General features: G+C 56.8%; 20 protein-coding genes. 11 read left to right on the forward strand and 9 right to left on the reverse strand.

All coding sequences use genetic code 11. From position 1 onward, the window contains the following. Nucleotides 1-231: 231 nt before the first annotated feature. Both G5182_RS17475 and G5182_RS17480 read right to left on the reverse strand, forming a co-directional pair. Entirely contained in the window at nt 232-666 is a 435-nt protein-coding gene (locus G5182_RS17475; RefSeq protein WP_005361134.1) for a YcgN family cysteine cluster protein, read from the reverse strand. A gap of 412 nt (nt 667-1,078) precedes the next feature. Continuing rightward, nucleotides 1,079-1,564 carry a cell division inhibitor gene (locus G5182_RS17480; RefSeq protein ID WP_227342688.1) on the reverse strand — a complete coding sequence of 162 codons (486 nt, stop codon included), beginning with the start codon at nt 1,562-1,564 and terminating at the stop codon, nt 1,079-1,081. Nucleotides 1,565-1,794: 230 nt separating this feature from the next. Between G5182_RS17480 and G5182_RS17485 the strand changes: the two genes are divergently transcribed. Both G5182_RS17485 and G5182_RS17490 read left to right on the forward strand, forming a co-directional pair. Then, entirely contained in the window at nt 1,795-1,992 is a 198-nt protein-coding gene (locus tag G5182_RS17485) for a DUF4250 domain-containing protein (RefSeq protein WP_005333612.1), read from the forward strand. A gap of 375 nt (nt 1,993-2,367) precedes the next feature. Further along, a complete protein-coding gene (locus G5182_RS17490; RefSeq protein WP_227342690.1) occupies nt 2,368-4,842 on the forward strand; it encodes a glycogen/starch/alpha-glucan phosphorylase in 2,475 nt (824 codons plus the stop codon). A gap of 366 nt (nt 4,843-5,208) precedes the next feature. Here G5182_RS17490 and G5182_RS17495 read toward each other — a convergent pair whose 3' ends face one another. Further along, nucleotides 5,209-6,594: an SLC13 family permease gene (locus G5182_RS17495; protein ID WP_216978914.1), complete on the reverse strand. Its 1,386-nt coding sequence runs from the start codon at nt 6,592-6,594 to the stop codon at nt 5,209-5,211. A 161-nt stretch (nt 6,595-6,755) separates the two neighbouring features. Continuing rightward, complete coding sequence (gene trxC, locus G5182_RS17500) at nt 6,756-7,190, reverse strand: thioredoxin TrxC (RefSeq protein WP_216978913.1); 435 nt, start codon at nt 7,188-7,190, stop codon at nt 6,756-6,758. A 167-nt stretch (nt 7,191-7,357) separates the two neighbouring features. Between trxC and G5182_RS17505 the strand changes: the two genes are divergently transcribed. The 4 genes from G5182_RS17505 to G5182_RS17520 all read left to right on the forward strand — a co-directional run bounded on the left by G5182_RS17505 (nt 7,358) and on the right by G5182_RS17520 (nt 14,453). Beyond that, nucleotides 7,358-10,162 (forward strand): response regulator, encoded by a 2,805-nt coding sequence (locus tag G5182_RS17505; protein WP_421173131.1) that lies wholly within the window; start codon nt 7,358-7,360, stop codon nt 10,160-10,162. 166 nt (nt 10,163-10,328) lie between these two features. Beyond that, complete coding sequence (locus G5182_RS17510) at nt 10,329-12,065, forward strand: ABC transporter transmembrane domain-containing protein (protein WP_227342694.1); 1,737 nt, start codon at nt 10,329-10,331, stop codon at nt 12,063-12,065. Further along, entirely contained in the window at nt 12,062-13,813 is a 1,752-nt protein-coding gene (locus G5182_RS17515; RefSeq protein WP_227342696.1) for an ABC transporter transmembrane domain-containing protein, read from the forward strand. The genes G5182_RS17510 and G5182_RS17515 overlap by 4 nt, the downstream gene beginning before the upstream one ends. Before the next feature lie 166 nt (nt 13,814-13,979). Next, a complete protein-coding gene (locus G5182_RS17520; RefSeq protein WP_019446113.1) occupies nt 13,980-14,453 on the forward strand; it encodes a DUF4442 domain-containing protein in 474 nt (157 codons plus the stop codon). Nucleotides 14,454-14,486: 33 nt separating this feature from the next. On the opposite strand, the gene ybcJ is transcribed toward G5182_RS17520, so the two are convergent. Next, nucleotides 14,487-14,720: a ribosome-associated protein YbcJ gene (ybcJ, locus tag G5182_RS17525; protein WP_005361116.1), complete on the reverse strand. Its 234-nt coding sequence runs from the start codon at nt 14,718-14,720 to the stop codon at nt 14,487-14,489. Between the two features lie 260 nt (nt 14,721-14,980). Between ybcJ and G5182_RS17530 the strand changes: the two genes are divergently transcribed. From G5182_RS17530 to pdxY, 3 genes are all read left to right on the forward strand, one after another. Next, nucleotides 14,981-15,544: a VC2662 family protein gene (locus tag G5182_RS17530; RefSeq protein WP_005333596.1), complete on the forward strand. Its 564-nt coding sequence runs from the start codon at nt 14,981-14,983 to the stop codon at nt 15,542-15,544. Between the two features lie 84 nt (nt 15,545-15,628). Further along, complete coding sequence (locus G5182_RS17535; RefSeq protein ID WP_227342698.1) at nt 15,629-16,405, forward strand: DUF429 domain-containing protein; 777 nt, start codon at nt 15,629-15,631, stop codon at nt 16,403-16,405. A 172-nt stretch (nt 16,406-16,577) separates the two neighbouring features. Continuing rightward, a complete protein-coding gene (gene pdxY, locus G5182_RS17540) occupies nt 16,578-17,441 on the forward strand; it encodes a pyridoxal kinase PdxY (protein ID WP_216953460.1) in 864 nt (287 codons plus the stop codon). A gap of 77 nt (nt 17,442-17,518) precedes the next feature. Here pdxY and G5182_RS17545 read toward each other — a convergent pair whose 3' ends face one another. Beyond that, nucleotides 17,519-17,911: an NUDIX hydrolase gene (locus G5182_RS17545; RefSeq protein WP_139478043.1), complete on the reverse strand. Its 393-nt coding sequence runs from the start codon at nt 17,909-17,911 to the stop codon at nt 17,519-17,521. A 339-nt stretch (nt 17,912-18,250) separates the two neighbouring features. On the opposite strand from G5182_RS17545, the gene G5182_RS17550 reads away from it, so the two are divergent. Together G5182_RS17550 and G5182_RS17555 are read left to right on the forward strand one after the other, a co-directional pair. Beyond that, the gene (locus G5182_RS17550) at nt 18,251-19,096 is read left to right on the forward strand and encodes a DUF5718 family protein (RefSeq protein WP_216953462.1); all 846 of its coding nucleotides are present in this window, start codon (nt 18,251-18,253) and stop codon (nt 19,094-19,096) included. Nucleotides 19,097-19,154: 58 nt separating this feature from the next. Further along, nucleotides 19,155-19,595: an acetyltransferase gene (locus G5182_RS17555; RefSeq protein WP_227342699.1), complete on the forward strand. Its 441-nt coding sequence runs from the start codon at nt 19,155-19,157 to the stop codon at nt 19,593-19,595. A gap of 77 nt (nt 19,596-19,672) precedes the next feature. Here G5182_RS17555 and G5182_RS17560 read toward each other — a convergent pair whose 3' ends face one another. The 3 genes from G5182_RS17560 to G5182_RS17570 form a co-directional block, all read right to left on the reverse strand. Continuing rightward, complete coding sequence (locus tag G5182_RS17560; RefSeq protein ID WP_227342700.1) at nt 19,673-19,990, reverse strand: DUF4377 domain-containing protein; 318 nt, start codon at nt 19,988-19,990, stop codon at nt 19,673-19,675. 91 nt (nt 19,991-20,081) lie between these two features. After that, entirely contained in the window at nt 20,082-21,368 is a 1,287-nt protein-coding gene (locus G5182_RS17565) for a citrate synthase (protein ID WP_005346116.1), read from the reverse strand. 189 nt (nt 21,369-21,557) lie between these two features. Continuing rightward, nucleotides 21,558-21,746 (reverse strand): hypothetical protein, encoded by a 189-nt coding sequence (locus G5182_RS17570; protein WP_216953465.1) that lies wholly within the window; start codon nt 21,744-21,746, stop codon nt 21,558-21,560. Nucleotides 21,747-21,774 lie beyond the last annotated feature (28 nt).

Below are 21,774 nucleotides of genomic sequence, written 5' to 3' on the forward strand. Positions count from 1 at the left end.
TCTGCCTCTGCCTCTGCCTCTGCCTCTGCCTCTGCCTCTGCCTCTGCCTCTGCCTCTGCCTCTGCCTCTGCCTCTGCCTCTGCTTCTGCCTCTATCTCTCTCAATGCGCAGCTTGGAGGTGGTCTGGTTTAGCCAGCCAGATATGTGTGAAGCTACAAACCCTGCTTGCAGAAACAACAAGGGCTGCACATTGTGCAGCCCTTGTCTCTGGAGAATAGCGGGTTGAGCGTGTCAGCTGGCCCAAGTGATGATGTGATCGATCCATTCACCCGCCTGATCCTCGTGAATGACTTTGCCACGGACGGATTGACCAGCCTGATGCATCGCGGAACGACTGCCGGTCAGCAGAGGATGCCACTCTGGAAGAGCGTCACCTTCAGACAGCAGGCGATATGCGCAGGTTGAGGGGAGCCAGTCATATTCGGTGATCTTGTCATGGGTGATCTGCAGACAGTCAGGCTCTTTTTTGAAACGATTGGCGTAATCAGAGCACTGACAGGTCTTGGTGTTAAGCAAATTGCAGGCGACATTGGTGAAAACCAGTTCGTCTGTATCTTCATCTATCAGCTTGTTGAGGCAGCATTTTCCGCAACCATCGCAGAGGGATTCCCATTCGGATTCAGTCATCTGCTGCAGACTCTTGGTCTGCCAAAAGGGGGCTTGCATCATACCGCTCACTTATTACACCTGATAAAACGCGTGGTTATACCCCTTGTTACCCGGTATTTCAAGGAGAGGGTCACTCCGGGGGGAAATTTGTCGTGATCAGCTCAAATGAATGCAATGACTTTCAGCCTCATCATATTGCTCAAACGGGTTCGCTGGTGGGCAGGAAGTCCCACAGGTTTGAATACTTGGGCTGCATGATTGTCCAGTTCAGGTTTTATTTTCTGCTTCTTGATCCGTTACATCTTTTGATGTTTGTCTGCTTGCAGCAAGCAGGGTCAAATGATCTCCGATGCCTACCGTCAGGCTGTTGCACGCTTGTCTTTCAAATAAAGCCGCTGGTCACATATTGTTTGCGCCCTTCTGTCGCTGCGACCCGCGGGAGAGCCTGCGTAGGCGTTCGTTTTTTGTCTTAATGATTGAGATAGATATCTTGCTCTGAATAGGCCAGCAGAGGTGTGTCGAGGTTAGTGCGTTTCGCGCCAAAGAAGCGGGTGAGTACGCCAGATTGCTGTCCCAGTCGCTGCAGCTTGACGTGATCCAGCTCGATCTGCTCGGGTAGCCAGGTAAATACGGCGGCGCAGTGACCATTGCCCAGACTGCGCTCCAGGGTTTGCTGCCAGTTCTTGATTTTGGGGCTATGTACCACCAGCACTCTCTTGGGATCGATACCTCGCTCTTCCAGACGGCTGACTGTGGGGCGTCCCGGCGGGGCGATCAACAAGATCCAGCCGGTATGAGCCTCCCCAAGCTTTGTCAGCTCGCTCAGAAACTGATCATCAGACTGGATAGTTACACCATAATGAGCCAACTCCGCTTTGCAGGCGGTTCTGGTTGGCCAGGGCTTGCTCATGACACGATTCATCGCAAAGGGCAGTGAGTGCAGGGGCTGGTTCATATATGGGATTCCTGTATGAATATCCAAGCTGTATGTGTGTACAGTAGTTCTATCCTGTGGCAGTGACAAGGTGTTTTTGCTGAAAAATGTGATGGTGTTGGCATGTGACGTTAGTAAGACTATGTTTTTAAAAGTTATTTAATATAAAACTGGCTGGGTGTTTTTCGTACTATGGACAAACCTTGCGTAACCGCCCATGGTTATACAGGTCATTTACAGGAGGTGCCGCCATGGATATCAGTACCTTGCAACGTCTTGATGCCAACATCTTGCTGGGCATCATCAATGAGAAGCTAAGGCTTGAGTGTGACGGGTTGGAGGAGTTGCTGGCCTATTACGATATGAGTGAAGAGCAGTTGGCAGGGCGTCTGGATCAGATTGGGTACCATTACGATCCATTGAGCAATCAGTTCAAAGCACATCTTTAAGGATGCAATGATTGCTTCATATTTATACGGTAATTTTTCAGGCACATTGAAACCGGTTTCAATGTGCCGTCTTGCTGCCTATTTTCAGGGATTTTCAAGGCTTGGCAATCTTTGAAAACCTATTCATGCCAGAATATTTTTATTTTTTCATTAAGCTTTTGATAATAAAGGGAATGTTTGTTTTTGTGCGATCAATTTAAGGAAAGGGTTTTCAAGCTTTTCAGGCTGTTTTTATCGGTTAAAGTGTGACTTGCGTTAACTTTTAATTCTGCCGCTTTAGTTAGTATTCTCACGCCGGTACATATTTTGAGATAACAACAGCGCCGGTCCCGCAAGCGGGATAACAATTTTATTTGTAACGAAGGAATATGGTTTATGGCTACCAAGAAGAAGACAGACCAGGATCTCCAACTGGATAAAGATCAGCTCAAGGCGAGTATCGTGCGTCACCTGCGTTCTACCTTGGGAACAAGCGAACAGAAAGCCTCTCCCGAAGCGTGGTGGAAAGCCACTGCTGCGGCTGTCAATGAACAGGTGTACGAGCGCCTGACCCGCACTCAGCAGACTCATTTCAAGAAAGATACTCGTGCGATTCACTATCTCTCTGCTGAATTCCTGATGGGACGATTGACTTCCAACAACCTGCACAACCTCTCCCTCTACAAGACTTGCGAAGAGGCGCTGGGCGAACTCGGTCTGGAACTGACCGACCTGTGCGAACAAGAGCCGGACATGGCACTTGGCAACGGCGGCCTGGGTCGTCTGGCTGCCTGCTTTATCGACTCGCTGGCCACTCTGAACTATCCGGCGGTTGGTTACGGTATCCACTACGAACACGGTCTGTTCCGTCAGGAAATCCAGGATGGCCGCCAGATCGAGCGTCCGGACTCTTGGCGTGAATATGGCAACCCCTGGGAGATCTGCCGCCCCGAGTCGGTGCAAGAAGTGCCGCTCTATGGCTACGTCGAGACCGTGTTTGGTGACAATGGCGGCCTGAAGAAGGTATGGCACGCCGGTCGCAAGATTAAAGGGGTGCCTTGGGATATTCCTGTGGTCGGTTTTGGCGGTCACACCGTCAACATCCTGCGTTTGTGGGAATCCCGCGCCTCCGAGTTTTTCGACTGGGACGTGTTCAACGCCGGGGGGTACATCGACTCCCAGGCTGAGAAAGCCCAGGCCGAGACCATCTCCAAGGTGCTGTATCCGAACGATGAGACCGATGCCGGTAAAGAGCTGCGTCTGATCCAGCAGTACTTCTTCTGTGCTTGCTCCATCAAGGACATCATGCGCCGCTACAAGCGGGTCCATGGCAGTGACTTCAGCAACTTTGCCGCGCAAATTGCTATTCAGCTCAACGATACTCACCCGACTGTCGCCATCCCGGAACTGATGCGGGTGCTGGTTGACGAGGAAGATCTGAACTGGGATGCCGCTTGGACTATCTGCTATCAGGTCTTCTCTTATACCAACCACACTCTGCTGCCGGAAGCGCTGGAGAAGTGGTCGGTCAGCCTGTTCGAGAAAGTACTGCCTCGCCATCTGGAGGTGATTTACGAGATCAACGCCCGCTTCCTGAACGAGTTGGTGGAGCCCAAGTGGCCGGGCAACGACGCCATCAAGGCCAAGCTCTCCATCATCGAAGAGGGGGCCGTGCGCAAGGTTCGCATGGGCAACCTGTGCGTGATCGGTTCGTCCAAGGTGAACGGTGTGGCCGAGATCCACTCCAAGCTGGTGAAGGAAGATCTCTTCCCCGAGTATGCCGAGCTGTGGCCGGAAAAAATGTGCAACGTGACCAACGGGGTAACCCCGCGTCGCTGGCTGCTGGCCTGCAACCCGGAGCTGGCGGGTCTCTACAACGAAGTGGTGGGCAAGGAGTGGCCGCTGCAACTGGACAAACTGCGTGGCGTGGTGAAATTTGCCGACGACAAGGCGTTCCAGCAGCAGTTCATGACCATCAAACGTCATAACAAAGAGAAGCTGGTCAAGGTCATCAAAGACGAAACCGGTATCGATGTCAGTGCCGAGGCGATCTTTGACGTTCAGATCAAGCGTCTGCACGAGTACAAGCGCCAGCAACTGAACCTTATTCACATCATGGCACTCTATCGTCGTCTGCTGGCCAACCCGGACTATGACATGCATCCGCGTGTGTTTATCTTCGGCTCCAAAGCGGCGCCCGGTTACAAGCTGGCCAAAGACATCATCTATGCCATCAACAAGCTGGCGGATCGGGTCAACAACGATGCTCGTATCCAGGGCAAGCTGAAAGTGGTGTTCATGCCGAACTACCGCGTGAGTCTGGCCGAGAAGTTGATCCCGGCGGCAGATGTCTCCGAGCAGATCTCTACTGCTGGTTACGAAGCATCCGGTACCGGCAACATGAAGATGGCACTCAACGGAGCAATCACCATCGGGACGCTGGATGGAGCCAACATCGAGATCGCCGAAGAGGCGGGGGCCGAAAACTGTGCCATCTTCGGTCTGAACGTGGACGAAGTGAAGTCGCTGAAGGCGCGCGGTTATAATCCGTACGACTTCTACTATGCCAACTCCGAGCTCAAGGCCGTGCTGGACTGGTTTGATACCGACTACTTCACGCCGGGTCGTCCGGGTGAGCTGGCCTCCATCAAGCGCTCTTTGCTGGAAGGGGGAGACCCTTACCTGACCTTGGCTGACTTCCAGTCCTACTCGGATGCACACAAGCTGATCGATACCTGGTATCGGGATCCGGCACTGTGGGCGAAGAAGGCTATCATCAACTCGGCCACCATGGGTAAGTTCAACTCAGACCGTTCCATCCAGGACTATGTGGATCGTATCTGGAAGCTGAAACCCTGCAACATCGGTTGATCACCTCTTAATATGAGAACCCCGCTATGCGGGGTTTTTTTATAGCTGCTTGGATTCGTAAATATTTGTACACCATTTGCAAAAAGCTTGATCATCTGTGATAGATGTACAGGGCATCACATATTATTTTAATGTCGTTATTACCAGCCTTTCCCGGGAACACCTCATCTCATGGCACCCGTATCGCTCATAAGTCTGAAGTCATCATCATGTGTACTCTCGCTGCTGTCGCATGGCACAAGCTGACGATGGTCAGGGATGTGACAGATGGCCGTTGGGGTGCAGGAAAAGAGAAAGCCCCGATGATACGGGGCTTTGTTGGAACCTGGTGTTGATTGAGGAGCCCGGCGAGCGAGCCACCAGCCATCAATGCAGTATGTCGCCCATAAAATAGGCAAGCAGGGTCAAAATGACGGTGAAGACCAGGTTCAGCACCAGGCCGGCCCGCATCATTTCACGCTGCTGGATATGGCCGCTGGCGAAGACAATGGCGTTGGGCGGGGTAGCCACTGGCAGCATGAAAGCGCATGAGGCACCGACAGCGATCAGCACGGATACGACAATGGGAGAGACTCCCAGTGCCTCTGCGACTCCGGCAAACAGTGGAACCAGCAGAGCGGCGGTAGCGGTGTTGGATACCAGCTCGGTCAGGAACACCACGAAGGTGGCAAGACAGAGCAGGATGACGAAGATCGGCATGGTGGCCAGACCGTTGGATAGGTGCTCCGCCAGGAAGGCGTTGGCCCCGGTCTGCTTAAGGATGGCGCTCAGGGTCAAGCCGCCACCAAACAGCATCAGTACTCCCCAGTCGGTGTTCTGGTTGATGTCATCCCAGCTAGCTACCCGGCTGACGGCGATGGCGATGATGGCTCCCATGGCGATCAGTGTATCAAATTGAGGTATTCCTCCCAGCGCCTGGGCAATAGGCTGGGAGCCAATCCACAACAGCACTGTGGTCAGAAATATCAGCATGGTCACCTTGCGTTGGCCGGTCCACTCTATGGTCACTCGCTCTGTGCTGACCTGATGTGAGAGGTTGGGGCGGGTTACCAGATAGAGCAGCCCGATGCCTACTGGCATGAAGATGAGGACAACAGGAATGCCAAATTTCAGCCAGTCAGTGAAGCCCAGCCCCATCTGGGCGGCCGCAATGGCATTGGGCGGGCTGCCTACCAGGGTGCCGATGCCGCCAATACTGGCGCTGTAGGCAACACCAAGCAATACGAAGACCAGTGTGCGGCGCTCCTTGTGAATGTCGAGACCTTTGAGCATGCCAAGGGCCAGCGGCATCATCATGGCGGCGGTAGCGGTATTGCTGATCCACATGGAGAGTGCCGCAGTAATACTGAAGAGTACGATGGCAGCCCAGCCGAGGTGTCCCTTGGCGAGCTGCATCACCTTACCGGCAATCTGGGTGTCTAGCCCCTGTTTGGATAGCGCTGCCGCCAGGGCAAAACCGCCAAAGAAGAGGAACAACACCGGGTTTGCGAAGTCGGTCAACGACTTGCTCATATCAAACACCCCGAGCAGGGTGGCAAGTACCGGGATGGAGATCGCGGTGATAGTGATGTTGACCGCTTCGGTCAGCCAGAGAATAGCTATAAAGACCAGAATGCCCAGCCCCTTGTTGACCATAGGATCAAAAGGGAGCCAAGCGAGCATGATGCATAGCAGGAGCAGATCCAGGATCACGATCCCGGTCTTGATATCCAGCCAACGAGATGGAGTAGCGGGTACAGCCGATGTGTGCATATCGTTCTCTCGGTTAATTTATGGTTGTTTTTGTGTTGCCGAGATTACATCCATTCACTTGTTTGAAACAGGCTCACATATTGAAAATCAGTCTCTACTCACACACTCATTGATAAAAATGAGGAAATAAATACATAAATCAAACATTGCTGAAACATAAGTTAAACATCCATGAACTGTTCCAGCCACTGCTTGAACATGTTCTTGGGCAGGGATCCATTTATCTGGTTCACCACTTTACCCTGTTTGAAGACCATCAGGGTGGGGATGCTGCGAATGGCGTAACGGGCGGCAATGGTGCTCTGCTGCTCGGTATCGACTTTGACAAAGCGCATCCGTGGTTCGAGTTCATGGGCAACATCATGAAATACTGGAGCAAACTGCTGGCAAGGGCCGCACCAGCTGGCCCAAAAATCGACAACGACCGGAATATCGGAGTTGATCAGGGTATCGAAGTTATCCGCCTTCCCGAGGCAAGGGGTTTGGCTGAACAGGGACGCCTTGCAGTGCCCACATTTGGCGGAGTGGGTTACATGGGTGGAGGGCAGGCGGTTTCTTGTAAAGCAGTGGCTACAATAAGTAGTGATAAATGACATAATAGTCTCCTTGAAGATCGGTTCTGGTGGCTGTGATGAAAATAGTGCCAGAGTTAAAATAGTGAAATAACGTTAACACAGCGCTCGGCTGGGGTGGACACTTCCACTCCGAGCTCTGCTCAAGCCGGACAATTCAGCGGCCATTATAAGTAGAGAGTCAAAACGGGATGAATAAAGGATCACGGAAGAGCCCTGTGGTACAGCTGCTTGTTGCTGCCTTGTTGCTCGGCTTCTCGGTTCTTTGCTGGCAACTGCTTAGTCAACAGCAGCGTGCATACAGCCTGAATCAGGCAGCGGAGGCAGTGCTGAACCGGATCAACACCGACAGTGTTTACCTGCTTGGTCGTGAGAGTGCCAATGATAGCAATGTTCAGCAACGGCTCGTCCAGTTATCCGGTATCCTCGATAGCTTTGTTCACAGGGTTCGTAGTGATGCTGAGGTTGAGCAAACGCCTCTTTCACAGAGGTTGCTGCAGGATTTGGATCTCTACCAGATGGAGCTGGCCAGACTGTACAGCATGGAAAAGGCGGTGGAATATATCGTGCAACCCTTTCAGCATCAGCTTGAGAAGGTACGCGCTATCACGCCGGCAGAGAGCCTCTTGCATCGTGATCTCAATGAGTTGGCCCAACTCAGCCATTTTTTGCAACACAGCGCCGATAACCAGTATCAGCAACAGCTGAGCTTGTTGCAGCGTGCTCTTGCTTCCCATTACGGCTCGCAACCCGAGGTGATCACCTTGGTTAACCTGAGCAAGGATTTGAGTCGTCAGGTGATGGCTTATCATACCCTGCGCCATCGTCTCATCGATATGCAGGTGAGCGATAACCTGGTGCGCTGGAAGATGGATAAGCTGGAGCGGGCTTCATCATTGCTGAACCGCTTCTATTTAATGGTGCTTGGCGGTGCCTTGATCAGTTTTGTGCTGGTGGCCTATACCCTATGGCGTCGTAATCAGAAGTTGAGCGAGTTGTCCCGTCAGACGGCCTTGCTGGCACAGGCCAAAAGCGATTTTCTGGCCAATATGAGCCACGAGATCCGCACCCCCATGAATGCCATCATCGGTTTCAGCTCACTGGCACTGCAGACCGAGCTGGATCAGCAACAACGGGACTATCTGGGCAAGATAAAGTCTTCATCAGATACCTTGCTGCTGCTTATCAACGACATTCTCGATCTGACCAAGGTGGAGTCCGGCAAGCTGACGTTGGAGGAGATCGACTTCGATCTCAGCGAGCAGCTCGACTCGCTGGCGGGCATGTTTGCCGATCTGGCGGAGCGCAAACATGTGGAGGTGATCATTCGCAAATCGCCGGAGGTGCCTGTCTTCTTGCGTGGGGATCCTCTGCGGCTGGGGCAGGTTCTGGTCAATCTGGTGAACAATGCCATCAAATTCACCGAACGTGGTGAGGTCGAAGTCTCCATCGATCTGGCCAACTCCCATCCAATGCGGATCCGCTTCAGTGTGCGCGATACCGGCATCGGCATTGCCGAAGAGAAGCAGACCCAACTGTTTCAGGCGTTTACCCAGCTGGAGGCGGGCAATACCCGCAAATATGGCGGCTCGGGTCTTGGGCTCAATATTTCCCAGCGGCTGGTGGAGCTGATGGGGGGGCGGATCACCGTAGAGAGCAAGCCTGGCGTCGGCTCTCTGTTCAAGTTCGATATCCCGATGGCGCAGGCGGTCTACGGTGTGGCTGGACGGAAAGTTTTCTTCGAAAACCAGCCGCTGGTGATGGTGATGGATGACAACGAACTGGTGCTGGATCTGGCTCGGGACATCCTGACTCGGGCGGGTGTGCGAGTGCTGCCGGTCAACTCCCTTTCCCGTGCCCGTCAATTATTACGTGAAGAGGGGCCCAATCTGCGGTTGGCAATCCTCGACTGGCGCATGGGGCAGGAGGATGGACTCGATCTGGCGCTGGAGATGTATCAGCACAGCCAGTGGCGGCGGATACCCATCCTGATGATCAGCGCCTGGGCCAGAGAGGGGCTGCACGCCCGGATGGACAGCATGGGGCTGACCCATTTTCTGCCCAAGCCGATGACCGAGAATGCCCTGCTGGCCAAGGTGGACGAGTTGCTCAATGGCAGCTCTTATGAACTCAATCTGCGCAAGGCAGAGGCTCAGGGGGATCAGCAGCACTTCAAATCCCTGTTGCAGGGTACCCGAGTGCTGTTGGCCGAAGACAACCGGGTCAATCAGCAGCTCATCATCGAATATCTACGTCGGGTCGATGCGGTAGTGTGCGTGGTTAACAATGGTCGCGAGGCGGTGGAGCGGGTTGCCGAGCAGCCTTTTGACGTGATCCTGATGGACCTGCAGATGCCGGTGCTGGACGGACTCGATGCCACCCGCCAGATCCGCAAAATGGTCGACAAGCACGATGTGCCCATCATAGCCCTCACTGCCAGCGCCATGCATGGAGACAAGGAGCGCTGCCTGGGGGTGGGGATGAATGGTTACGTCACCAAGCCGGTGAGCAAGCTGGATCTTTACAACAACCTGCTGCAGTGGGTGAAGCCGCAAGGGGTGGAGCAGGCGGGGATCATGGAGGTGAAACCGCCGGATATGATGGGGATCCTCGATCTGCAGGATGCCCTCAAGCGGCTGGAGCAGGACAAGGAGGCATTGCAGATCCTGTTCAAGCTGTTTATGTCGGAGCACAAGGACGATCTGTGGGAGATCCGTTCCGCCTTGCGCCGTCAGCAGCCCGAGGTGGCCAGCAAGCTACTGCACACCCTCAAGGGGGTGTCTGCCAATATCTCGGCGGCCCGTCTGCAATTGGTGGCTGGCGAGCTGGAGTGGCGCCTGCGGCAAAACGAGGTGCTGAGCGAGGCGGATCTGGAGCAGTTGCAACAGGTCTTCAGCCAGACCCGGGAAGAGGTGTCACACTTCCTGTTGACCGGTGAGCAGCATGAAAATTCGTATAATCCCTATTCATCAGGGGATGATCGCATGTCACAGTGAATTAAATAGTAATTATTCTCAACCATCCCGGTTCGGGATATGATGAGCTTTCGTTCAAATCGCCTCCAGCCGGAGGCGATTGTTTTCATTGTTCTATTTCTGCGTGGCTTCTCTGATGGCCGCTCCTTGGAGCGGTCACGGGCAGAGAGCGCTAAAGGTTGGTGGTGTGAGCGTATTTCTACGATTGAGCTGGTTTTTCAAGGAGCAGTGGCCCCGTTATCTGGCTGCCATCTCCCTGCTACTGATGGTGGCCCTGTTGACCGTTATTCCGCCCAAAGTGGTGGGCTGGGTGGTTGATGGCATCACCAGGGGCGGTCTCGACAATGGTACCCTGATGCGCTATCTGGCGGGGCTGTTTGGTCTGGGTGTGCTGATTTATCTGCTGCGCTACGTCTGGCGGGTGATGCTGTTCGGTGCCTCTTACCGTCTGGCCTATGTGTTGCGCAATCGCCTTTTCAGCCATTTCACCCGGATGAGCCCCGATTTTTATCAGCGCCACCGTACCGGCGATTTGATGGCCCATGCCACCAATGACATTCAGGCTGTGGAGATGACCGCTGGCGAAGGGGTACTGACTCTGGTGGACTCCATCATGGTCGGGGTATTGGTGCTCTCCATCATGTGCAGCCAGTACTCTTGGCAGTTGACGCTGGTCTCCTTGCTGCCGCTGCCGGTGATGGCCTATTTCATGAACCGCTTCGGCACCCAGATCTACACCCAGTTCAAGGCGGCGCAAGGGGCCTTCTCCAGGCTCAACAACAAGACCCAGGAGGCTCTTTCCGGCGTGCGGGTGTTGAAATCCTATGCGGTTGAATCGCTGGAAGATGAAGGCTTTGCCGAGCTGACCAAACAGGCGGGGGAGCGCAATATGGCGGTGGCCCGCATCGATGCCAAGTTCGATCCGGTCATCTACCTCTGTATCGGTTGCTCCTACTTCCTCGCGGTGGCGGGGGGCAGTGTGCTGGTGCTGCGCGATGAGCTGACTCTGGGTGAGCTCACCAGCTTCACCATGTACCTCGGCCAGCTGATCTGGCCGATGTTTGCCATCGCCTGGCTGTTCAACATCATCGAGCGGGGCAGCGCCGCCTACTCCCGTATCGAAAGCCTGCTGGGGGAGCGCAGCGATATCGAAGAGCCCGCCCAGCCGGCGGTGTTTACCTCTGCCTTTCCTTTGCAGATCAAAGGGGTGAGCTATCAACTCGAGCAGCGCACCCTGCTTGCGAATATCGACGTTACCCTCAAGCAAGGGGGGATGCTCGGGGTGGTGGGGCGCACCGGGGCAGGCAAGAGCTCCCTGCTCAAGCTGTTGATGCGCCTTGCCAATCCGACTCACGGTTCGATTGTCATGGGTGGCGTTCCGATTGACCAGCTGCCGCTCGCCACACTGCGCAGCCAGTTTGCCTATGTGCCGCAGGAGCCATTCCTGTTTTCCACCACTATCGCCGCCAATATCGCCCTCGGCAAACCCGATGCGAGCCGCGAGGAGGTCGAACGGGTGGCGCGCATTGCCTGTGTCCACGATGATATCGTGCGTTTCCCCAAGGGTTATGAGACCGAGGTCGGGGAGAAAGGGGTGACCCTCTCCGGCGGCCAGAAACAGCGGTTGGCCATTGCCCGTGCTCTGCTGCTGGAGGTGCCCATTCTGGTGCTTGACGATGCGCTCTCGGCGGTGGACGCCCACACTGAGCAGCAAATTCTGCACGCCCTCAAGGCCCATCGTCGCACCCTGATCCTGGTCAGCCATCGCATGACGGCGGTGGAGCAGGCCGACGAGATCCTGGTGCTGGAGCAGGGGGCCGTCAGCGAGCGGGGTCATCACGGTGCCCTGATGGCGCACAATGGCTGGTACGCAGATATGGTGCGTTATCAGCGTCTCGAAGAAGCGGTGGAGGAGAGCCTGTGAATCCGACCATTAAACGACTGCTCGCTTACTGCGCCCAGTATCCTCGCTGGCTTATTCAGGCGGGGATCTGTTTGCTGCTTGCCACCGGCGCCGAAGTGGCCGGACCGCTGCTGATCAAGCTTTTTATCGATGACTATCTGGCGCCACGCAATATCGTGCTGCCCACCATTGCCCTGATTGCGGCGGGCTATCTGGGTTTGCAGGTGCTCTCGGCGGCTGGCTTCTATTTGCAATCCCTGCGCTTTAACCGCATCGCTCAGGCGGTGGTGCAAACTTTGCGCGAGCAGGTATTTGCCACCGCCATCCGCTTGCCAGCTAGCTATTTTGACAAGCATCGCTCTGGCTCGCTGATTTCCCGCATCACCAACGACACCGAGGCGATCATGAACCTCTATGTGCAGGTGATCGGCTTGCTGGTGCAAAAGGTGGTGCTCTTGTGCGGCATCCTCATCTCCATGGCGCTGCTGGATCTGCGGCTGATGCTGGTCTGCTCCCTGTTGCTGCCCGCCGTGGGCGGGGTGATGTGGCTCTACCAGAAACTGAGTGTGCCGGTGGTGCGAGCGACCCGCAGCCTGCTCTCCGACATCAACAGCCGCCTCAACGAGTCGCTGCAGGGGATGCCGGTGATCCAGGCGATGGTGCAGGAGCGCTACTTTGCCAACGCCTTTGCCGAGGTGAATCAGCAGCACTGGTCGGCACGGATCAAGAGCCTCAAGATCAACGGCATTTTGCTGCGTCCGCTCATCGATCTCTTCTACATGATGGTGCTGATTGGCCTGTTGGCGCTGTTTGCCCACGAGGGACTGAGCAGCACTGGTGCCATTCAGGTGGGTGTGCTCTACGCATTTATCAGCTATCTGGGCCGGATGATCGAGCCGCTCATCGAGATGACCAACCAGCTTAACCAGCTGCAGCAGGCGATGGTGGCGGGGGAGCGGGTCTTTGCCCTGCTCGATGAAACCCGCGAGAGCACCGAGGGCGAGCTGCGCCCGCTGGAAGGGCGGGTCAGTTTCGAGCGGGTGAGCTTCTCCTACGATGGTGAGCAGCAGGTGCTGCGGGAGGTCAGTTTTGCCGCAAAACCGGGCCAGATGCTGGCGCTGGTGGGCCATACCGGCAGCGGCAAGTCCACCATCATCAGCTTGCTGATGGGCTTCTATCCGCTGGATCAGGGGCAGATCCGCTTCGATGATCACGCACTGGATACCCTGTCGCTGGCGGCGGTGCGCCGCAGCATCGGGCTGGTGCAGCAAGATCCCTTTATCTTCGTCGGCACCCTGGCGGAGAACCTGCGTCTCGGCCGCGCCGGCATAGATGACGCGCGGCTCTGGCAGGCGTTGAGCGAGGTGCAGTTGGCCGACTTTGTGCGCAGCTTGCCACAGGGGATCAACACCCTGATGGAGGAGGGGGGCAAGAACCTCTCCGCCGGTCAGCGGCAACTGCTCTCCTTTGCCCGTGCACTGGTGGGAGATCCGCGTATCCTCATTCTGGATGAAGCGACGGCCAGCGTGGACTCCCAGACCGAGTTGGCGCTGTCGCAGGCGATCTCTGCCGCCCGTCGTGGCCGCACCACCATCGCCATCGCCCACCGCCTCTCGACCATCGTCGATGCGGACGAGATCCTGCTGCTCTCCCGCGGTCAGGTGAATGAGCGGGGTACCCATGGTGAGTTGATGGCCCTCGGCGGTCACTATGCCCAGCTGTTCGAGATGCAGAGTCAGGGGGCCTGGCTGGAAGAGAAGCGCGCCTGATCGGCACATTTGCTGTAACAGCGACATGAGCGAAAAGAGGGAACCGGTGCGGTTCCCTCTGTTTTTTTGCGTTGGGTAAAGGTCGTAACCGTGATCCCTGTGCTTGTCGAATGGCGCAGATGCAGGCAACATGTTGTTTACATTAACTCATCGGATCAGTTCGCATATGGATTTGCAACGCTTCAAAGCCAATCTGGCGCTTCGGCTGTTTGCCTGGCGCTACATTCCCGTCATCGGGTTTTGTGCCCCGATCATCGAAGAGATGAACGCCAAGGCGCTGCGCATTCGCATTCCCCTTGGCTGGCGTACCCGCAACCACCTGGGCAGCATGTATTTTGGCGCGCTGGCGACCGGCGCCGATCTGGTAGGCGGTCTGCTGGTGATGGAGAAGGGGCGGCAGCGGCGCAAGAAGGTGCACTTCGCCTTCAAGGATGTGCAGGGGGAGTTTTTGAAACGACCGGAGGGGGATGTGCAGTTCGACTGCGCAGCGGGGGAGGAGATTGACGCCATGATCGACGAGTCGCTGGCAAGCGGTCAGCGCATCAATCGCCCCATCCAGGTGGTAGCCACCTGTCCGTCATTGAACGGGGATGAGGCGATGGCGCGTTTTGTGCTGACCCTGTCGATCAAGGCCAGCTAGCGGGTTGCCGGAGAGTGGCTCCCCGAAACGGGTTTAGCCAATCTCCGGGCTGACGCCCTCTTTCACCACGACCTTCATGCCGTTGAAGTTGACCACCTGTTCGGCCACGATCTTGCAGCGCTTGCGGGTCTCCACCTGACCGTCCACCTCGACCAGCCCTTCGGCAACGAGGGCTTTGGCGGCGCCGCCACAATCGGCCCACCCCTGATGTTTGATAAGGTCACACAAGGCAACGAAGGGGTGACCTTCGAGCAGAAACGTCTCCATGGGAAATCCTCTAGATGGATGAATGCCGGATACAGCAGGGCGACTATTTTAGGCAGTTCGCTCAGGCAAAGAAAGGAAGAGGGGCCACTCGCTGCGAAAAAGTGGCCGATTGTCCTTGAGGTGGCGCTTTCGCAAGACCTGATGGAGAGGTGAGAGGGCCAACCGTGACGTATCGTGACGCACCTCGTCCCTGCTGGTGTGCCCACACTAGCCCCTTACTGTTAGGATCGGGTCACTCTCAATGGCCCAAGGAACTTTCCATGACACTCTCCCGCCTGCTGCTGGCATGCAGCGCCCTGACCCTGTGCGGTGTCGCGCAGGCCAGTACTCCGGTGCAGGTCTCGCTGCCCGGGGTCAATTTGCCCGCGTCCCATCAGGTGGAAGGGGCGCGCGCCTCGCTGCTCTACGGTCGGACCGGTCAGGTGAAGGGTATTGATCTGCCGATCTTCGCCCTCTCCGATGTGGATCAGTTCAGCGGCCTGCAGCTCGGGATCTTTCTCGGTGCCGGTAGGGTGCGCCACCAGTTTGGCGGAGTTGCCATCAACGCCATCAACTGGCACGAAGGGCAGGATACCGGCGTCAATCTGGGGCTGGTCAACCTGACCAATAATGTGCAGGGGCTTAACTGGGGGGCGGTCAATATCGCCAAGGGCAATGCGCTGGCCAACGTCGGCTTCGTCAACTATGCCGAGCGTACCACCTTCCAGATTGGCTTTATCAATGCAACCAAGCACCTCGATGGCTTGCAGATCGGGCTGGCCAACTATGCCGCCAACGGCGTGTTCCCCATTCTGCCGCTGGTGAACTTCCAGAAATCGTTCTGACCAAGGCAGTTCGCTTTGCGTTAAAGGCATCTGCTGATTACCCTGTGCCTCTTGCAACTTGTGACAGGCGAACAGAGGTAATTGATGACGGCAGGGCAAATGAGTGCAATCGGGATCGGCTGGGATGTGCGTGGCTGGCAGGGCAGCGCCCAGGCGGTGGCCGTGGTGGGCTGGCAGGCCGACTCCAACCGCCTGCACTGGCTTGGGGTGTCGCCGCTGTTTCGTCTAAGCTCGCGGGTGGCGCCGGATCTGGCCGCTCTGCTGCGTCCGGCCCTGCAAAACGAGCTGACCCTGATGCAGGTAGAAGCCTGCCCGCAACTGGCGCTCGGTATCGATGCGCCACTCGCTTTTCCCCGTGCCTTGCGGGATCTGCTAAATGGCCAGCCACATAGCTGCGCAGCTCCCGAGCGTGAGATAGACAACCCCTACGCCTATCGCGACTGCGAGCGCTGGCTGTATCAGCAGTACGGCAAGAAGCCGCTGTCGGCCACCTTCGACCGGCTTGGCAACAATGCCACCCTGGCGCTCTCCATGCTGCCGCGACTCTCGGATCTGCAACTGGTGCCGACCGTTGCCCCGAAGGCCAGTCGCGCCGTGCTGGAGGTCTATCCGGCATTGGCCAAAGTGGGCGGCAAGGCCTCTCCGGCACGGCCCGATCTGGCGGCCTTGCTGCCCGCGGGCGTGCTGGCAGGCACCGATCGCTACGATGCGGCGCTCTGCGCCCTGATGGCGCTGCAATATGCCGCTGGTGGCAAGGTGACTGTGTTGCCTGAGCTGATTTCGCCACCCAGTGACATGCCGTGTGATGAGGGATGGGTCTATCACTTTGCCCGTCATGGCGTTGAGTACAACGGGATGTGACGGACGGACGCGGCGCATCATGGCTCCGCTCACCTTGTTGATGTGGGCCAAATGGCGTAAAAAACCTGTCTTTAGTCAGGAAATTGCCTGTTCATCCCGCGCCAAGGTGGCGCATCGTTATCTTCATCCGATATATTGCCCACCTTGCTGATCCTTTGCTGTGGTATTCCCGATGAAATCCGTTCTCTCTATTCAGTCCCACGTGGTCTTTGGTTGTGCCGGCAACAGCGCGGCCGTCTTCCCCATGCGCCGCCTTGGTATGGATGTATGGCCCATCAACACGGTGCAGTTTTCCAACCACACCCAATATGCCCAGGGGTGGCAGGGGATGGCGATGCCGGCGGGTCATATCAGTGCGCTGGTGAAAGGATTGGGCAATATCGAGGTGTTGAGCCAGTGTGACGCCGTGCTGAGTGGCTACCTTGGCTCCGCCGAGCAGGGGGACGAGATCCTGACCGTGGTCAACGCTGTCAAGGCGGCCAACCCCGATGCCATCTACTTCTGCGACCCTGTGATGGGTCACCCGGAGAAGGGGTGTATCGTCGCTCCTGGCGTCACCCGTTTCCTGACCGAGCAGGCGTTGCCGGTGGCCGACATGATGGCCCCCAACCTGCTGGAGCTGGAGACCCTCTGCGATACCCATCTGGCTGATCTGGATCAGACCCGCGCGGCTGCCCATCAGCTGCTGGCTCGCGGCGTCAAGCTGGTGCTGGTCAAGCATCTCGGTCGTGCGGCGCAGGACTCCAGCCGCTTCGAGATGCTGCTGGCGACCCCGCAAGGGGATTACCTGATTGCCCGTCCGCTCTATGACTTTGCCCGCCAGCCGGTGGGGGTTGGCGATCTTATCAGCGCCCTGATGCTGGCGAATTTGCTTGCTGGTCACGATGCGGTCAGCGCGTTCGAACGCACCAACGCCTCGGTGGATGCGGTGCTGCAGGAGACCTGGCGCCAGCAGGCTTACGAGCTGCAACTCATCGCCGCGCAAGATGCGTTTGATTCGCCGAAGGTGGAGGTGCGAGCGGTGATACTACCCTGATTGCTGCCATGTCTGAAGCAAAAGAGGTGAGCCATTGGTTCACCTCTTTTTTGTTTGTATCGCTCCCGGCTATGGGGTCAGCGGATCAACCCCTGCTCAACCAGCCAGGCAAACAGCAGACGTGAGACGGGGGAGAGCTCATCGAGGTGAGAGCTGTCGAGCCAGCGCAGCTCGGCAATTTCGGCCGAAGCGATGGGGGTGCCGCTTGCTTCGCCGGTGTAGCAGCGAAGTCTCACCTCGACACCTGCCGGTTTGCCATCGGCCTGGGCGCTGAATTCGCAGGCAAAGCGCAGGGTGTCGGGTTGCAGGGTAACAGCCAGCTCCTCCTCAATCTCGCGGATCAGGGCTGCCTCGTCGCTCTCACCCGGTTCCCGCTTGCCGCCCGGGATGTAATAGATGTCCTTGCCGTGGGAGCGGGCGCAGAGCAGCTGCTGATCTTTAAAGGTGAGCCAGGCAAGTTTGTCGATCATCCGTTTTCTCTCCAATGGGGTTGCCGTGATGAGCAGTGGCGCACTCAAGCACACCGTTGTTTTGCATGCCGGCAGCCTAACAAAGATGAAGTTGAGTCCCAAGGAGAAAGAGGGAAGATGCCGGAAACGCACTGTTTCCTGCGTGGTGACCAGCGTAGCTGGAAGAGTACGCAATGGCTGTTTCACCACAGCCTTCTCGTCCCTAAAAAAGTGGGCTGGCGCACACCACGACAGGGCCGGACTGGGCGAAGGCGGGGCCCTTGTGGTTTAATCTTGCCACTTTAGCGGTAGTGGGCGACGGGCCTGCTACCTTGCGTGGTCAAGATGCAGGTGAGCAAGATGCAGATAGCAGCAGAGAGCAAATTTATCGGACTCGGGGTCGCGGGGAATTTCGCCGGTCATCTGGAGCAGGCGGGTGAAGCGTCGGACTTCGTAGCGGTAGTCGTGCGGGATACCACGGCGCCCAAGGCGCTGTTCCCCTTTTTCGTGCCGGGCCATCCGGGTCAGCTCGGGGTATTCCCGTTGAGCGACAAGGCTATCTTCCTGCCGGAGGCGGCGGTCAGTGGTGACGAGAAGGTGCAGATCGAGCCGGAAGTAGCCCTCTGGTGCGAGCTGGAGTATGCCGGCAAGCAGGTGGTAGCGATCCATCCCCGTGCCTTTGGCGCCTATAACGACTGCTCCATCCGTCGTCCCAATGCCAAGAAGATCAGCGAGAAGAAGAACTGGGGCGAAGAGAGCAAGGGGTTGGCGGCCAATCTGCTGCCGCTTTCCGGTTTTGCCGCCGGTTGCGAGCTCGATGACTATCGCATCGCTTGCTATCTGGAGCGCGATGGCGAGCTGCACGCTTACGGGGTAGACAGCGCCGCCATCGACTACAGCTACTTCCACGGCAAGCTGCTCGACTGGGCCATCGACAAGTTCAATCATCAGCAGGATGAGGGGCCGGCGGAGCACATTCAGGGACTGCTGGCGCAGGCGGGACATCCTCCCCATGCGCTCATCAGTATCGGTGCCACCCGCTATACCCCGTTTGGCGAGACCCACTTCCTCAAACCGGGCGACACCTCCTGCGTGGTGGTCTACCCGGGCAGCCGTTATAGCGAAGCGGATATTCGCGAAGCGATCCGCAGCCGCCACTTTGATGCTGATATGTCGGTGCTGCTGCAAGCGGTACAGGCGCGCTAATCAGGTTGGCTCGCGGGGAGGCCACAGTCATCCTGCGGGCTGCAACAAAGAGTCATTGATGAAGATTGATACTGCAACGCGGGCCGATTATCCGGCCCTGATCGCGCTGTGGGAGGCCTCGGTGCGGGCGTCCCACCACTTCCTGCCCGAGGCCGAGATCCTCGCGCTCAAGCCGCTTATTCTGGAGCACTACTTCGATGCGGTGACACTGCACTGTGCCCGCACAGAAGAGGGGCGTATTGCCGGTTTTTGCGGGCTATGCGATGGCAAGATAGAGATGCTGTTTGTGGCACCGGCGGTGCGCGGCAGTGGCGTGGGGCGTTTGCTGGTGGCACATGCCATCAGCCAGTGCGGCGCGACGCTGGTTGACGTCAACGAGCAGAACGAACAGGCGGTGGGCTTCTATCTGAAGATGGGATTCACCGTGACGGGTCGCTCGCCGCTGGATGGTCAGGGCAAGCCCTATCCGCTGCTACATATGGCGCTGGCGCCGACCTGATCGTGCCTGATGAGGCGCAGTACCCATAAACCAACGGGGGATGGCATCAGCCATCCCCCGTTTTTTGATAGTGTTTGTTACTTGCTGGCGACCTTGTTCACCACCTTGATCAGCTGATAGCGCAGGGAGGGGGCATCGGCTGGTACATCGGTGAGCTGCTCCTTGCTGACTGTGAGCTGATACCGGTAGCCCGGCTCGAACTGGAAGCCCTCTATCTGCTGGTAGAACAGCGTCCAGGGCTGCTGCTCGTCGCTGCGAACCTGCATGCACTGCATCGGGCCAACCCCGACGCAATCGACCAGCTGGCTGTTGATATAGAGGGTCTCACCCTGTTGGACCGTGGTGCCCTGACAGGCGGTGAGCAGCAGGACGGCGCTGGCAAGCAGAGGTTTCATAAGGGCTCCTTGAGCTTAAAAGGGCATTAAAGCGGCAAACAAAAAGGCGGTCAATGACCGCCTTTGTAACAAACCATGTTGATTCAGTTCATTAGCGTTGATCAAGCGGCGTGAAGTCCCGTTGCGGGTGGCCCACGTAGAGCTGGCGCGGGCGGCCGATCTTGCTATCCGGATCGGAGTGGAACTCGTTCCAGTGGGCAATCCAGCCGATGGTACGGGAGATGGCGAAGATCACGGTGAACATGTTCATCGGGATACCGATCGCCTTCATGATGATACCGGAGTAGAAGTCCACGTTCGGGTAGAGTTTCTTCTCGATGAAGTAGGGGTCGGAGAGCGCGATGCGCTCCAGCTCCATGGCCACGTCCAGCAGCGGATCCTTGATCTGCAGCTCGGTCAGTACTTCGTGGCAGGTTTCGCGCATCACGGTGGCACGAGGGTCATGGTTCTTGTAGACACGGTGACCGAAGCCCATCAGACGGAACGGATCGTTCTTGTCCTTGGCCTTGGCGATGTACTCGGGGATGCGATCCACCGAGCCTACTTCCTCCAGCATGCGCAGGCAGGCTTCGTTGGCACCACCATGGGCCGGACCCCACAGGGAGGCGATACCTGCGGCGATACAGGCAAACGGGTTGGCACCGGAGGAGCCAGCCAGACGGACGGTTGAGGTGGAGGCGTTCTGCTCGTGATCCGCATGCAGGGTAAAGATGCGGTCCATGGCGCGTTCGACCACCGGATTGACCTTGTACTCCTCGGTCGGTACCGCAAACATCATATGCAGGAAGTTGCCTGCATAGGAGAGGGCGTTGCGCGGATGCATGAACGGCTGGCCGATGGAGTACTTGTAACACATGGCCGCCAGGGTCGGCATCTTGGAGATGAGGCGGAAGGCGCAGATCTCGCGGTGCTGTTCGTTGTTGATGTCCAGGGCGTCGTGATAGAAGGCAGAGAGTGCGCCCACCACACCACACATGATGGCCATGGGGTGGGAGTCACGACGGAAGCCGCGGAAGAAGAAGGCAATCTGCTCGTGCACCATGGTATGGCGGGTCACGGTACGCTGGAAATCGGCAAACTGTGCCTTGGTGGGCGCCTCGCCGTAGAGCAGGATATAGCAGACTTCGAGGTAGTTGGACTCTTTGGCCAACTGGGCGATGGGGTAGCCACGGTGCAGCAAGACACCCTGATCCCCGTCAATGTAGGTGATGGCAGATTTGCAAGAACCGGTCGCCATAAAGCCCGGGTCAAAGGTGAAATACCCTTGCCCACCCAGCTTTCTAACATCGACAACATCCGGTCCAACGGTTCCAGAGAGGATCGGCAGTTCAACCGGATCTTTCCCGGGCAGGTGTAGGGTGGCTATCTTATCAGCCATAGCACGTCTCCTTTGCTCTTTATAATTTGGTTCCAGTCCTACTCTATTACGACTTTTATGACGCTGGCAAAGGTTGTTACCCATACCGAGGTGGCTGGAGCGCCCTATTTGAAACAGAGTTCCCTATCAATGTCAATTTTGCTGGGGCGGCATTAAAGGCATTAACGGAATGTTAAATTAAATATGCGATCAAGTTTGCGGTTTTGTGTTTTCTTTGTAGCTGTTTGATTGTCTTCGGTTAAGGCCGTCGATATACTGCGCCACGTGGGTCATGGCTGCTGGTGTTTGAAACGCTTTGGCAAAGCCTGATGTGAAACCAAAAATTCGCGTTTTGGCTTTTTCAGAGTGTTTTGGTAACAAATAGCCAACAATCACCATCCCGTGCCCTCAAGTGTGAGTTAAAACA

This window comes from Aeromonas sp. 600948, assembly GCF_049174875.1.
Taxonomy (GTDB): domain Bacteria; phylum Pseudomonadota; class Gammaproteobacteria; order Enterobacterales; family Aeromonadaceae; genus Aeromonas; species Aeromonas veronii_A.

Bases quoted from the DNA above. Each gene is read 5' to 3' on its own strand.
- G5182_RS17475 (WP_005361134.1), bottom strand. From the start codon at position 666: ATGCAAGCCCCCTTTTGGCAGACCAAGAGTCTGCAGCAGATGACTGAA.
- G5182_RS17505 (WP_421173131.1), top strand. From the start codon at position 7,358: ATGAATAAAGGATCACGGAAGAGCCCTGTGGTACAGCTGCTTGTTGCT.
- G5182_RS17560 (WP_227342700.1), bottom strand. From the start codon at position 19,990: ATGAAACCTCTGCTTGCCAGCGCCGTCCTGCTGCTCACCGCCTGTCAG.
- G5182_RS17565 (WP_005346116.1), bottom strand. From the start codon at position 21,368: ATGGCTGATAAGATAGCCACCCTACACCTGCCCGGGAAAGATCCGGTT.
- G5182_RS17480 (WP_227342688.1), bottom strand. From the start codon at position 1,564: ATGAACCAGCCCCTGCACTCACTGCCCTTTGCGATGAATCGTGTCATG.
- ybcJ (WP_005361116.1), bottom strand. From the start codon at position 14,720: ATGGAGACGTTTCTGCTCGAAGGTCACCCCTTCGTTGCCTTGTGTGAC.
- G5182_RS17485 (WP_005333612.1), top strand. From the start codon at position 1,795: ATGGATATCAGTACCTTGCAACGTCTTGATGCCAACATCTTGCTGGGC.
- G5182_RS17545 (WP_139478043.1), bottom strand. From the start codon at position 17,911: ATGATCGACAAACTTGCCTGGCTCACCTTTAAAGATCAGCAGCTGCTC.
- G5182_RS17570 (WP_216953465.1), bottom strand. From the start codon at position 21,746: ATGGTGATTGTTGGCTATTTGTTACCAAAACACTCTGAAAAAGCCAAA.
- pdxY (WP_216953460.1), top strand. From the start codon at position 16,578: ATGAAATCCGTTCTCTCTATTCAGTCCCACGTGGTCTTTGGTTGTGCC.
- G5182_RS17520 (WP_019446113.1), top strand. From the start codon at position 13,980: ATGGATTTGCAACGCTTCAAAGCCAATCTGGCGCTTCGGCTGTTTGCC.
- G5182_RS17550 (WP_216953462.1), top strand. From the start codon at position 18,251: ATGCAGATAGCAGCAGAGAGCAAATTTATCGGACTCGGGGTCGCGGGG.
- G5182_RS17495 (WP_216978914.1), bottom strand. From the start codon at position 6,594: ATGCACACATCGGCTGTACCCGCTACTCCATCTCGTTGGCTGGATATC.
- G5182_RS17535 (WP_227342698.1), top strand. From the start codon at position 15,629: ATGACGGCAGGGCAAATGAGTGCAATCGGGATCGGCTGGGATGTGCGT.
- G5182_RS17530 (WP_005333596.1), top strand. From the start codon at position 14,981: ATGACACTCTCCCGCCTGCTGCTGGCATGCAGCGCCCTGACCCTGTGC.
- G5182_RS17555 (WP_227342699.1), top strand. From the start codon at position 19,155: ATGAAGATTGATACTGCAACGCGGGCCGATTATCCGGCCCTGATCGCG.
- trxC (WP_216978913.1), bottom strand. From the start codon at position 7,190: ATGTCATTTATCACTACTTATTGTAGCCACTGCTTTACAAGAAACCGC.
- G5182_RS17490 (WP_227342690.1), top strand. From the start codon at position 2,368: ATGGCTACCAAGAAGAAGACAGACCAGGATCTCCAACTGGATAAAGAT.